At 67.3% G+C, this 12,730-nt stretch carries 12 protein-coding genes; 5 read left to right on the top strand and 7 right to left on the bottom strand.

The annotated features are described in order from the left end of the window. Positions 1-11 precede the first annotated feature (11 nt). Entirely contained in the window at positions 12-1,130 is a 1,119-nt protein-coding gene (rlmN, locus tag ACFFGN_RS30150; protein WP_380054528.1) for a dual-specificity RNA methyltransferase RlmN, read from the top strand. Between the two features lie 3 nt (positions 1,131-1,133). After that, positions 1,134-1,676 (top strand): DivIVA domain-containing protein, encoded by a 543-nt coding sequence (locus ACFFGN_RS30145; RefSeq protein WP_380054525.1) that lies wholly within the window; start codon positions 1,134-1,136, stop codon positions 1,674-1,676. On the opposite strand, the gene ACFFGN_RS30140 is transcribed toward ACFFGN_RS30145, so the two are convergent. Further along, the gene (locus tag ACFFGN_RS30140) at positions 1,673-2,767 is read right to left on the bottom strand and encodes an LOG family protein (protein WP_380054522.1); all 1,095 of its coding nucleotides are present in this window, start codon (positions 2,765-2,767) and stop codon (positions 1,673-1,675) included. The two genes, ACFFGN_RS30145 and ACFFGN_RS30140, sit on opposite strands and share 4 nt — an antisense overlap. Before the next feature lie 56 nt (positions 2,768-2,823). On the opposite strand from ACFFGN_RS30140, the gene ACFFGN_RS30135 reads away from it, so the two are divergent. Together ACFFGN_RS30135 and ACFFGN_RS30130 are read left to right on the top strand one after the other, a co-directional pair. Continuing rightward, positions 2,824-4,113: an aspartate aminotransferase family protein gene (locus ACFFGN_RS30135; protein WP_380054518.1), complete on the top strand. Its 1,290-nt coding sequence runs from the start codon at positions 2,824-2,826 to the stop codon at positions 4,111-4,113. Then, entirely contained in the window at positions 4,110-4,901 is a 792-nt protein-coding gene (locus ACFFGN_RS30130) for an NUDIX domain-containing protein (RefSeq protein ID WP_380054515.1), read from the top strand. Before ACFFGN_RS30135 ends, ACFFGN_RS30130 begins: the two co-directional genes overlap by 4 nt. Positions 4,902-5,001: 100 nt before the next feature. Here ACFFGN_RS30130 and ACFFGN_RS30125 read toward each other — a convergent pair whose 3' ends face one another. The 6 genes from ACFFGN_RS30125 to ACFFGN_RS30100 form a co-directional block, all read right to left on the bottom strand. Further along, positions 5,002-5,925, bottom strand: coding sequence for an amino acid ABC transporter permease (locus tag ACFFGN_RS30125; RefSeq protein ID WP_380054513.1), 924 nt, complete (start codon positions 5,923-5,925; stop codon positions 5,002-5,004). Continuing rightward, positions 5,922-6,611 carry an amino acid ABC transporter permease gene (locus ACFFGN_RS30120; RefSeq protein ID WP_380054510.1) on the bottom strand — a complete coding sequence of 230 codons (690 nt, stop codon included), beginning with the start codon at positions 6,609-6,611 and terminating at the stop codon, positions 5,922-5,924. The genes ACFFGN_RS30125 and ACFFGN_RS30120 overlap by 4 nt, the downstream gene beginning before the upstream one ends. Before the next feature lie 75 nt (positions 6,612-6,686). Continuing rightward, positions 6,687-7,532, bottom strand: coding sequence for a glutamate ABC transporter substrate-binding protein (locus tag ACFFGN_RS30115; RefSeq protein WP_380054508.1), 846 nt, complete (start codon positions 7,530-7,532; stop codon positions 6,687-6,689). 50 nt (positions 7,533-7,582) lie between these two features. Beyond that, positions 7,583-8,353, bottom strand: a complete 771-nt coding sequence (locus tag ACFFGN_RS30110) for an amino acid ABC transporter ATP-binding protein (RefSeq protein ID WP_380054505.1) — start codon at positions 8,351-8,353, stop codon at positions 7,583-7,585. A gap of 119 nt (positions 8,354-8,472) precedes the next feature. After that, positions 8,473-10,029 carry an amidohydrolase family protein gene (locus ACFFGN_RS30105; protein ID WP_380054502.1) on the bottom strand — a complete coding sequence of 519 codons (1,557 nt, stop codon included), beginning with the start codon at positions 10,027-10,029 and terminating at the stop codon, positions 8,473-8,475. 63 nt (positions 10,030-10,092) lie between these two features. Further along, a complete protein-coding gene (locus tag ACFFGN_RS30100) occupies positions 10,093-11,166 on the bottom strand; it encodes a hypothetical protein (protein ID WP_380054499.1) in 1,074 nt (357 codons plus the stop codon). A 78-nt stretch (positions 11,167-11,244) separates the two neighbouring features. Between ACFFGN_RS30100 and miaB the strand changes: the two genes are divergently transcribed. Further along, positions 11,245-12,723, top strand: a complete 1,479-nt coding sequence (gene miaB, locus ACFFGN_RS30095; protein WP_380054497.1) for a tRNA (N6-isopentenyl adenosine(37)-C2)-methylthiotransferase MiaB — start codon at positions 11,245-11,247, stop codon at positions 12,721-12,723. The last annotated feature ends 7 nt before the right edge of the window (positions 12,724-12,730 follow it).

Genomic DNA, 12,730 nt, shown 5'->3' with positions numbered 1-12,730 from the left:
AATCGGTAACGATGACTACCTCCCTGCCCCTGGTTTTCGACGAGCCGCGCCGTGCCAAGAAGCCGCCGCGGCACCTGGCCGACCTCACCGGCGAGGAGCGCCAGGCCGCCGTTACCGCGCTGGGAGAGCCCGCGTTCCGGGCCAAGCAGTTGTCCAACCACTACTTCGCCCGGTTGACCGACGACCCGGCGCAGATGACCGATCTGCCGGCCGCCAGCCGGGACAAGCTGGTCGCCGACCTGATGCCGCCGCTGCTCACCCGCGTGCGGGATCTGGAGTGCGACAACGGCACCACCCGCAAGACGCTGTGGCGGCTGCTGGACGGTTCGCTGGTCGAGTCGGTGCTGATGCGCTACAAGGACCGCACCACGATGTGCGTGTCCTCGCAGGCCGGTTGCGGCATGGCCTGCCCGTTCTGCGCGACCGGTCAGGCCGGCCTGACCCGCAACATGAGCACCGCCGAGATCGTCGAGCAGGTCGTCGACGGCGCCCGTGCACTGTCCCGCGGTGAGATCGCCGGGGGACCGGGCCGGGTCAACAACATCGTTTTCATGGGCATGGGCGAGCCGATGGCCAACTACAAGGCCGTCATTGGCGCCGTCCGCCGCTTCACCTCGCCGTCGCCGGAGGGCTTGGGCATCTCCGCCCGCGGCGTGACCGTGTCGACCGTCGGCCTGGTGCCGCGGATCAACCAGCTCGCCAACGAGGGCATCCCGGTCACGCTGGCGCTGTCCCTGCACGCGCCGGACGACGAACTGCGCGACGAGCTGGTGCCGATCAACAACCGGTGGAAGGTCGACGAGGTCCTCGACGCCGCCTGGGGTTACGCCCAGCAGACCAAGCGCCGCGTCTCCATCGAGTACGCGATGATCCGCGACATCAACGATCACGCCTGGCGCGCCGACCTGCTCGGTGAGAAGCTGGCCGCCCGCGGCGACTGGGGCTGGGTGCACGTCAATCTCATCCCGCTGAACCCGACACCCGGGTCCAAGTGGACCGCCTCCGATCCGGCCGACGAGCGCGAGTTCGTCCGGCGGCTCGAGGCGCACGGTATTCCCACCACCGTCCGGGACACCCGTGGCCAAGAGATCGACGGCGCCTGCGGCCAGCTCGCCGCCTCCGGGGACTGAGCCGTGCTCCGCCCCGAATTCGCCGTCCGTCGTACCGGTGAGCGTTATAACCGGGATGAGGTCGACCAGCTGGTGGACCGGCTACTGGCCACGATCGACGGCAGCGCGGGCCCGTCCGTGACCGTGAGGATGCTTCGGAACGCCGGTTTCGGCCGGCCGTTGCTCGGTGCGGGCTATGCCGCCGACCAGGTGGACGATTTCCTGGTCTTGGCCGAGGCCTGGCTGCCGAAGGACCAGGCCCAGCGCCCGGCGGAGTATCCCCCTTTTCCAAGACCGGGTGTCGTTCCCAGCCCGGGCGCGGGGAATGGACCGCAGCGGCCGCAGTTCAACCTGGTCCGGTTCCAGGAGGGCTACGACCCGGCCGAGGTGGACGAGTTCGTCGACCGGGTGATGGCCACCGTGACCGGCCAACCCACCTCCCAGCCAATCACCGTGCAGGACGTGCAGAACGTGCAGTTCACGCCCGTCCGGTTCCGCGAGGGCTATTCCGTCGAGGACGTCGACGCCTGGCTGGACACCGTGCAAGCCTGGCTACAAGGGCACTAGCCGACGAGCTTGGTGGCTTCTTCGATGGAGTCGACCAGGTGTACGGCGCGGGCCATTGGGCGGTCGGCTGCGAGGCACTGAAGCACGTTCCAAACCGGCAGGTCGACGGACCAGTGGTCGATGCCTACGAGGATGAGTGGGATCTGGGTGGCGTCGTCGCCGTAGTAGTTCGGGGTAACCGCCTGGAAGATCTCCTGGACCGTTCCGGCGGCTCCTGGCAGGTAGATGATGCCGCCACGAGCCCGGCTCAGTAGAACGTCTTCGCGCTGCGCGTTGGAGAAGTACTTGGCGATACAGCCGGCGAAGACGTTCGGCGGCTCGTGCCCGTAGAACCAGGTAGGAACGGCCACACCGCCGTCACCCGGGTACTGGTGACGTACGGCGAGTCCTGTCTGGGCCCAGTCGGCCACGGACGGCCGGAACGACGGAACGGTGGCGAGCTGGTTGAGCGCGTCGTCCAGCGCGGGGTCGTCGTACGCCGCCAGGGAGGCTCCGAGGTTCGCGGCCTCCATCGCGCCGGGTCCGCCGCCTGTGAGCACGGTGTGGCCCTGCCGGGCTAGACCGCGGCCGAGCAGTACGGCGTCGCGGTAGGTCGCCGTACCGCGGGCGATGCCGTGGCCGCCCATGACGCCGATCCAGCGCTTCTCGGTGGGCTGTTCCTCCAAGGCGTCGGCGATCGCGTGGTCGTGCAGGGCCGCCGCGAGGGTCTGGCTGACGTCGCCCTTGTCCGCGGCCTGCCGGGCCCAGGCGTAGATCTGCGCGTCGGGCGTCGACTCGTAACTGTCGTCGATACCGGCGTACAGCTCTTCGGCGTCGTACAGGCGGCCGCGGTACGGGTCGAACGGCAGTGACGGGATGGTCGGGAAGATCAGGCCTCCACCGCCGCGGATCCAGTCCTCCGCCTCCGGCTCCAGCCGGTCGCCCAGGAACAAGGAGCCGGCTGGATCCAGCTCGAGCAGCTCAGCCGTCCGTTCGGTCAGATCGACGGACTGCACGCGCCAGCCGGCCATGGTCGCCGCACCGGCCGCGATGATCTTGTCGAACTGCTCGACGGATTCGATCTCGACATGGGGTACGCCTGGAGTGGTCACGGCAAAACCATAGGCCCTTCTACCGCCCAACCCCGGACATGTTGTTAGCTGGCCTCATGACTCATGCGGAGCTCTGGGAGCGTCACAAGGCCGTCATGCCGAACTGGCTCGCGCTGTACTACGACGAGCCGATCGAGATCGTGTCCGGCTCGGGCCGTCGCGTCACCGACGGCGAGGGCAAGGAGTACCTCGACTTCTTCGCCGGCATTCTGACCAACGCGATCGGCTATGACATCGCCGAGATCTCCGACGCGGTCCGCGAGCAGCTGGCCTCCGGCATCGCGCACACCTCCACGGTGTACCTGATCCGCCGCCAGATCGAGCTGGCCGAGAAGATCGCCGAGCTGTCCGGAATTCCCGACGCGAAGGTCTTCTTCGCGAACTCCGGTACCGAGGCGAACGAGGCGGCCCTGCTGCTCGCCACCCAGAACCGCCGGTCCAACCAGGTGCTGGCGATGCGCAACTCGTACCACGGCCGGGCCTTCGGCACCGTGGCGATCACCGGTAACCGGGGCTGGTCCGCGAGCAGCCTGTCGCCGGTCAACGTGCAGTACGTGCAGGGCGCCTACCGGTACCGCAGCCCGTTCCGGGATATGCCCGACGCCGAGTACATCAAGGTCTGCACCGACGACCTGCGCAACGTCATCGAGACCACCACCTCCGGTGACGTGGCCTGCATGATCCTGGAGCCGATCCAGGGTGTCGGCGGATTCGCGTCCCCGCCCGACGGGTTGTACGCCGCGTTCAAGGAGGTTCTCGACGAGTACGGCATCCTGCTCATCTCGGACGAGGTCCAGACCGGCTGGGGCCGGACCGGCGAACACTTCTGGGGGATCCAGGCCCACGACGTCGTACCGGACGCGATGACGTTCGCGAAGGGCCTCGGCAACGGTTTCGCCATCGGTGGCGTCGTTGCCCGCGCCTCCCTGATGGACAGCCTGAGCGCGAACTCGCTGTCCACCTTCGGGGGTAACCCGATCTCGACCACCGCGGCCAAGGCCACGTTGGACTACCTGCTCGATCACGACCTGCAGGCCAACGCGGCCAAGCGCGGCGCGCAGCTGGTCGACGGCCTGCGCGGCATCGCCGAGGAATACCCGGAGCTCGGCGACGTACGGGGCAAGGGCCTGATGCTCGCGGCCGAGATCGTGAACGCCGGGGACGCCAAGCCGGATCCGGCCAAGACCGCGAAGCTCCAGCAGGAGGCCAAGAACCGCGGCCTGCTGATCGGTAAGGGTGGTCTCTACGGCAACGTCCTGCGGATGGCGCCGCCGATGACGTTGACCGAGGACGAAACGACCGAGGCGCTGGAGATCCTCCGCGACTCCTTCGGCACGCTCAGGTGACGGACCGCACCTGGGACGGCCTCGAGATCGCAAGCGACAACCCACGCGGCACCACCGTCGTCGTACGGCGACCGGGTGGCGACGGCTACGAGTACCTCCTGCTGCACCGGGCCCAGCGTGGTGCCGACTACGAGGGCGATTGGGCCTGGACGGCTCCCGCGGGCTGTCGCCAGCCGGGCGAGGCCGTACTCGCCGCGGCCGAGCGGGAGCTCGCGGAGGAGGCCGGGTTGTCCGGTTTTCCCTTGTGGCCGGTGGACCTGTCCGGGGGATGGGTGGTGTTCGGGTGCGACGTACCGGCTGACGTCACGATCGACCTGGTGGACCCCGAGCACGACCGGTACGAGTGGGTGTCGTTCGACGAAGCCGCCGCACGGGTCATCCCGGTCGAGATTGCCCTCGGCAACTTCTGCGATGCCACCCGGGTCGCGGCGTCCGAGGTGGCGTTCAAGCCGGTGGAGTACGCCGAGTTGCCGTCGGCGGCATCGCCCGCGGAGCAGGAATTCCTCGCCACGATCGACGGTACGACGCCGTACGGGCTCTACGTCGTTCAGGTGGACGGCCAGCCCGCGGGGTACATCGCGCACTACCCGGATGATCCCGAGACCGTCGGACTGGCGGTTGCCTTGGACAACGAGAAGGCCATCCCGGCCACGGTCTGGTCCTACCTGCGCGACATCGTCAAACCCGCCCACCCCGACGTACGCCGCGTTCTGGCCGACCCGGCGCCCGCTCTCGCCAAGGCCGGTTTCCCCGACGGCACCTTCGACGTACCGCACCTCCTGGGCTGACAACGCAGCGGACCCTTGTGACCGAGATGGTCACAAGGGTCCGATGAACTGCGACACGCCGGGTCACAAGCGCCCGATGAGTTGTATACCGGCGCGGCGGTCAGGTGCTGCTGGTGCCCATGCCGCCGTGGCCGGTCTGGTTGGCCTTGGCCTTGGAGACCTCGACCGCGGCCTGGTCGATCTGGTCGGGGGCGATCGGGCCGCCGGCGGCGCGACCGCGACGGCGGGTGCGTTGTTCGGCCTTGTTGGCCAGTACCGAAACACCCCAGTTGATCAGGATGAACATCGCGGCGACGAAGATCAGTGCCGGGACCAGGTTGGACTTGAAGTTGCCGATCTGCTCCGCCTTACGCAGCAGTTCCTCGTACGTGATGATGTAGCCGAGGGCGGTGTCCTTCAGGATGACCACCAGCTGGCCGACGATCGCCGGCAGCATCGCCGTGATCGCCTGCGGCAGCAGTACCAGCCGCATGGTCTTGCCGGTGGTGAGACCGACCGCCAGGGCCGCCTCGTTCTGGCCCTTCGGCAGCGAGTGCACGCCGGAGCGGACCAGTTCCGCGACCACCGAGCCGTTGTACAGGGTCAGACCGGTCACCACGCCGGCCAGCGCGAGCTGGTCGGACGGGAACAGGTTGTAGACCGCGTAGAGCTTGTAGGCGAACAGCATCATCAGCAGGACCGGGACGGCCCGGAAGAACTCGACGATGACACCGCAGGGCCAGCGGATCCACGCCTGGGACGACAACCGGCCGACACCGAGCAGACCGCCCAGCACCAGCGCGAGCGCCGTCGCGATGGCCGCGGCGGTGAGCGTGCCGATCAGGCCGGGAATCAGGTACGCGGTCCAGATCTCGCCGGTCAGGAACGGCTTCCACAGCTCCGGTTCGAGCTGGTTCTTCTCGTCCAGCTTGATCAGTACGAACCACAGCACCAGCAGCAGGGCGACGATGCTCGCGATACCGACAGCCAGATAGGTCCGTTTGGCCCGCGGTCCGGGGGCGTCGAACAGAACACTCGCACTCATCGCTTCACCGCCAGGCGCTTCGACATCGACGTGAACAGGATGCCGACCGGCAGGGTGAGAATCACGAAGCCCACCGCGAAGACGCCGAACACCACGAACAGCACATCGGGCCGGTTCTCCATCATCACCTTCATCACCGCGGACGCCTCGGTCACACCGATCACCGAGGCGACGGTGGAGTTCTTGGTCAGGGCGATCAGTACGTTGCCCAGCGGCGCGATCGCGCCCCGGAAGGCCTGCGGCAGCACGACGTACCACAGGGTCTTCACGAACGGCAGGCCGATCGCGCGGGCTGCTTCGGCCTGACCGAGCGGAACGGTGTTGACGCCACTGCGGATCGCCTCGGCGACGAACGACGCGTGGTACACCGACAGGCCGAGTACGGCCAGCCGGAAGTTGTTGGTGACGAGAAAGGTGTCCGACGACTTGTTCGCCAGCGCCACGCCCAGCTGCAGGAACAGACCGAGGTTGCAGAACACGATCACCAGGGTCAGCGGCGTGTTCCGCACGATGTTGACATAGCCGCTACCGATCAGGCGCAACACCCGCACGGGTGAGACCCGCATGACCGCGACGACGGTACCGATCACCAGGGACCCGACCGCGGACAGCAGCGTCAGGTAGATGGTCAGCTTGAACGCCCCGAGAATGTCGTACTCGGAGAACAGTTCGGAGATCAGATCCATGCTTCTCCTGCAGGGGAATGTGACGCAGACCTGACGATGGGGAGGAGCACGTGGCTCCTCCCCATCGGTTCAGGATCAGGCGCAGGCGTCGAACGTCTTCGGCGGGTTGAGGGCCGGGTCGAGCTTCAGGCCGGCGGCGCCGAGGTTGGCGTCGAAGGCCTTCTGCCAGTCACCGGAGTCGACCATCTTCTTCAGGGCGGCGTTGACCTTCTCGCAGGTCTCCTTGTCGCCCTTCTTGAGGCCGACGCCGTAGCGCTCCTCGGAGAAGGTCTTGCCGACCACCTTGAACTTGCCCTGGTTCGCCGGCTGCGCGGCGAATCCGGCCAGAATGGTGTTGTCGGTGGTGACGGCGTCGATCGCGCCCGCGGCCAGCGCCACGACGCACTTCGAGTAACCGTCGTACTCCTGCAGCTGCACGGTCTTGGCGAACTGGTCCTTGACCTTCTGCGCCGAGGTCGAGCCGGTGACCGAGCACAGCTTCTTGCCGTTGAGGGTCTCCGGGCCGGTGATGTCGGTGTTGTCGGCCTTGACCAGCAGGTCCTGACCGGCGACCAGGTACGGGCCGGCGAAGTCGACCTTCGCCTTGCGCTTGTCCGTGATCGAGTAGGTCGCGAAGATCATCTTGACCTGGCCGTTGGCCAGCAGGTCCTCGCGCTGGGCCGACGGGGCCTCCTTGAACTCGACGTTCTCCTCGGAGAAGCCGAGCTCCTTCGCGACGTACTTCGCGACGTCGACGTCGAGGCCGGTGTTCTTGGCGCCTTCCTTCAGCCCGAGACCGGGCTGGTCGAACTTGACGCCGATGACGATCTTCTCGCCCCCACCGGAGCCGGCGCCGCCGCCCGACTCGTCACCACAGGCCGTCAGGCCGGTGGTTGCCAGGGCGACGATCGCGCCCAGAGCAGCGATCTTGCGCTGTCGCATGGTGATTTCCTCCAGATATCGGGACTGCTCAGGTTCAACGAAAAGGCGGATCAGTGGGTGAGGATCTTCGAGAGGAAGTCCTGCGCCCGCTTGGTCTGCGGATCGGTGAAGAACTTCTCCGGCTCGGCCTCTTCGACGATCTGGCCGTCGGCCATGAACACGACACGGTTCGCGGCCTTGCGGGCGAATCCCATCTCGTGCGTGACGACGACCATCGTCATGCTCTGCTTCGCGAGGCCGACCATCACGTCGAGCACCTCGTTGATCATTTCCGGGTCCAGCGCCGAGGTCGGCTCGTCGAAGAGCATCACCTTCGGGTCCATCGCCAGCGCACGGGCGATGGCCACCCGCTGCTGCTGACCGCCGGACAGCTGAGCCGGGTACTTGTCGGCCTGCACACCCACCCCGACGCGCTCCAGCAGGGCGCGGGCGTTCTTCTCCGCCTCGGCCTTGGAATGCCCGCGGACCTTCATCGGCCCGAGCGTGACGTTCTGCAGGATCGTCTTGTGGGCGAAGAGGTTGAAGGACTGGAACACCATGCCGACGTCGGCGCGGAGCCGGGCCAGGGCCTTGCCCTCACTGGGCAGCGCCTTACCGTCCAGGGTGATGGTGCCGGAGTCGATCGGCTCGAGCCGGTTGATCGCGCGGCACAGGGTCGACTTGCCGGAACCGGACGGGCCGATCACGACGACGACCTCGCCCTTGCCGATGGACAGGTTGATGTCCTTCAGCACGTGCAGGTCGCCGAAATGCTTGTTCACGTCCGACAACTGGACGAGACCTGTCGTCGCAGCTGTTCCGACGGCATCCGAATCGCTCATGGCAGGAACCTAGCCGAGGCGGGGGGTGAGCCGTAGCGATACCCGGTTCCACGGTGGTAACGATCTGTGGCGAAGCCGTGCGGGCTGTGACGAGGTGGTCACAGCCCGCAGGATTCAGCTCATTTGTGCGTACTTGGACGCCCTCCGCAACAACCGACGGCAGCCGTGGCCTGACCTGGTTCCTGCACGGCCGCTTCCACGTCAGCCAACATGCGCAACCGTTCGGCTGAATCGATCAGCCGGCCCGCCGCGATCACCGAATCGATGCGCCGGGTGTTGCGGATATCCGCCAAGGGATCGGCGGCCAGGACGACGAGGTCAGCAAGCTTGCCTGCAGCCACCTTTCCGGCTTGCTGGCCCAGGAACCGCGCAGGTTCGCGTGTAGCCGCTTGGAGAGCCTGCAGGGGAGTAGCGCCTGATTGGACGAGTAGCGCCAGCTCTTCGTGCAGCGCGAACCCCGGCACGGAGTACGGCGTACCGGTGTCGGTGCCGGCCAGTACGGGTACACCGACGCGGAAGAGTTCCCCGGCGAATTGTTGCCGGTACTCCCACATTTGCTGCTGGTGCGCGATCTCGTCGGCTGGGCGGTTCGCCTTGTACAAGTTCTCCAGGACCCAATCGAAGGTGCCAGTGGTGTCAGCGCTCTGATACCTCAGCAGCGAGGGGTCAGGAAGAGCTGTGTCCGGCATGTCCAGCACGCGGTGCATCGTCAGCGTCGGTACGACGCGGGTGCGGTTGGCTTTGAGGGTCGCGAAGACGGCAGAGGCTCTAGCAGGGCTGAACGTGTTGGCAGCCAGCCATTCGGGCGCGTGGATCTGCCGGAACCACGAGTTGTAGTCGCCGGTCTGGACCCGGATGGCCTCCACTAGCCGCCGTACCTCGCGTTCGCGGCTGGAGACCGCCCAGGCGACTCCATGCAAGTGTTCCAGGCTGCGCTGCCCGAGGTCGCTTACTGTCGTTACGGGCACAGCGTCGGGCGCGTGCCCGGCAACGGTCAGCCCTAGTCGGCGTGCTTCGTCCAGGATGGCTCTGTGGGCCACTGGGCTCACTCGCGAGTACACCTTGATGAAGTCGGCGCCTTCGTCCTTGAGCCTTCGTACCGCGTCCCGGGCGGACGCCTCGTCCGTCACGACTACCGCCGGCAGCAGGTTCGGATCCCACAGGGTCGGATCACCGTCCACGATCTGTGAACCGACCACCATGCGCGGGCCGGTCAGCGAACCGGCGTCGACGCGGTCGCGCCAGTCGTAGACCATGGCATTGCCGGACATGATCCGAATGGTGGTGACGCCGTTGGCGAGGTGTAGCGGAAGGTCGACGCGCTCGGTCGAGAGGGCGTGCGCGTGCATGTCGGCCAGGCCCGGTACGACGTACTTGCCGGTCAGGTCGATCACCCGGGCGCCGCGGGGGATCCGGACCTCGCGGCCGACGGCGGTGATGCGATCGCCGCTGAGCAGCACCGTGTGGTCGCGCAGGCGGCGGCCGGTGTCGATGTCGATCACCGTCGCGTGGATCAAGGCGGTGACGGTACGACCGGCCGCGCCGGCGAGCGTGGCGTTGGCGCGGGGCGGGTTGAGCAGCGGGCCGCCGGTGACGACGACTGCTCCCGCCGCGGCGGTGGTGGCGGCGAGGAACTGGCGGCGGGCGAGGCCGCTCGACTTCGGCTGATTCGTCATGACCGAAGTCTTCTGCGGCTCGCCCGTCCGATCAGTGGGCGCAAGACCCCAACAGGGGTGGAGTTAGCTCCCCAGCTTGCCGACTCCGGCAAACGGCCGGGCCAACTCACCCGGGCCAGGTGTGGCTACGCCGAACACCCGCAGGGACTTCCCGACGCGGACCGATCCGTGCAGGTAACCAGACGCGGGTGAAGTCGTCTGGACGAACTCCTTACCCACTAGCTCCGCGATGAGCGGTTCGTGCGTGTTCGGGTTACCGCCGACCGCAAACGCCTTGCCGTCAACGAACTCCAGGTCGTGGAACTGGCCCGTGATCTCAGGTGCGGCCACTTCGGTCCACGCCGTGCCGTCGTAGTGCAGTGCGAGCGGTTGGCGCCACAAGGTCTCACTCGGCTTCTCGCCGACAGCCCAGATGTCGTTAGGTGCACGGACTACCAGCTGCGCTACCTCGAATTGACGCCCCTCTTGCATCTTGATGGGCAGTTCGACCTCCGTCCACTTCTTCCCGTCGTACCGGGCGACACCGCCAATACCCGCTGCCCAGATCTCCGTCGCGGAGACCTCGTGCAGGTCGTCGACGTAGGCCACGTGCTGCAGACCCTGCCGGGGAAGTGCCTGCCACTTGCCGTCGGCGTAGCGCCGTACGGTGCGGAATCCTTCGCCTGACTCGTCCTGCGCGTACTCGGCGACCAGGATGCCGTTGTTGCGACTAGGCGCGATGGCGGTCAGCTGTCCGTCTAGGTGTGCAGCGAGCGGAGGCGTGGCAATACGCTTCCACGCGGACCCGTTCCAGCGCTGGAGCACCGGACGCTGCCACGGCGGCCCAGCCTGCTCGGTGGCGCCTACCGCCCACACCTCGCTCTGGGACTTCACCAGTACGTCGTCGAGGCGTCCGTCGGGCACTGCCGACTTTGTCTTCTGCCACTTGGTGCCGGTCCAGCGGAGAGCAAGCGGGTGGAAGGCGATACTGCCCTCCTGGCCTGCCTCCAGCTCGATTCCGACGCTCCAGAGCTCGGTACCGGCTCTTTCCGCCGTGTAGAGCACCGCGGACTCGACGCCGGTCGGTGATTCGGTCCAGTGGATGGGCGTGGGAGGAGTGGCGGCGACCAAGGCGGTGGCCAGCAGCACGTTCAACAAGGGAGTACCTCCGGTAGTGGGTTACACCGGATAGACGCGATGGGGCGTCGAGTACGTCCCGTACTCTTGGTAGCTGCTATGCGTACATACGAGGTCCGCACCTACGGGTGCCAGATGAACGTCCACGACTCCGAGCGCCTTCGCGGGCTGCTGGAGGACGCGGGTTATGTCCGCGCGCCCGATGGTGACGAGGCCGACGTCGTCGTCTTCAACACCTGCGCGGTCCGCGAGAACGCCGACAACAAGCTGTACGGCAATCTCGGCCATCTGGCGCCGGTGAAGGCCCGCAAACCGGGTATGCAGATCGCCGTCGGTGGCTGCCTGGCGCAGAAGGACAAGGCGACCATCACCAAGAAGGCGCCCTGGGTGGACGTCGTCTTCGGCACGCACAACATCGGTGCGCTGCCGGTGCTGCTGGAGCGCGCGCGGATCCAGCAGGAGTCGCAGGTCGAGATCCTCGAGTCGCTCGACGTCTTCCCGTCCACGCTGCCCACCCGCCGCGAGTCGCCGTACTCCGCCTGGGTCTCGATCAGCGTCGGCTGTAACAACACCTGCACGTTCTGCATCGTGCCGGCGCTGCGCGGCCGGGAGAAGGACCGCCGCCCGGGTGACGTGCTGGCCGAGGTCGAGGCGCTGGTCGCCGAAGGCGTGCTCGAGGTCACCCTGCTCGGCCAGAACGTGAACTCGTACGGCGTCGAGTTCGGCGATCGCTACGCCTTCTCGAAACTACTGCGCGCGTGTGGCTCGATCGAGGGCCTCGAGCGGGTCCGGTTCACCTCGCCGCATCCGCGTGACTTCACCGCGGACGTGATCGAGGCGATGGCCGAGACGCCGAACGTGATGCCGTCGCTGCACATGCCGCTGCAGTCCGGTTCGGACCAGATCCTGAAGACGATGCGCCGGTCCTACCGTCGCGACCGCTATCTGAAGATCATCGAGGACGTCCGGGCCGCGATGCCCGACGCCGCGATCACCACCGACATCATCGTGGGTTTCCCCGGCGAGACCGAAGAGGATTTCCAGGGCACGCTCGACGTGGTCCGCGAGGCCCGGTTCGCCGGGGCCTTCACCTTCCAGTACTCGAAGCGCCCGGGCACTCCGGCCGAGTCGATGGAGGAGCAGGTCCCGCGCGAGGTCGTCCAAGAGCGGTACGAGCGACTCGTCGCGCTGCAGGACGAGATGGCCTGGGCTGAGGCGAAGAAGATCGTCGGCCGTTCGGTCGAGGTGCTGGTCGCCGAGGGCGAAGGGCGCAAGGACGCGGCGACGCACCGTTTGTCCGGCCGTGCCCGGGACAACCGGCTGGTCCACTTCGCGCTGCCCGAGGGCGTCGAGAAGCCCCGGCCCGGCGACATGGTCTCAGTCGAGGTCACGTACGCCGCCCCCCACCACCTCGTCGCCGATACCTTCGGCTCCGTCCGTCGCACCCGCGCGGGCGACGCGTGGGAAGCCGCCCTGGGCCTCCCACCCGCCACCGGCCCCGGCGTCATGCTCGGCATGCCCACCCTCGGCGCCAAGCCCCTGGCCCCCGCCACCACCGGCGGCTGCCAGGTCGGCTGACCCACCG

The sequence above is a fragment of the Kribbella deserti genome, assembly GCF_042434725.1.
Lineage (GTDB): Bacteria > Actinomycetota > Actinomycetes > Propionibacteriales > Kribbellaceae > Kribbella > Kribbella deserti.
This window is presented reverse-complemented; position numbering and strand designations above follow the sequence as displayed.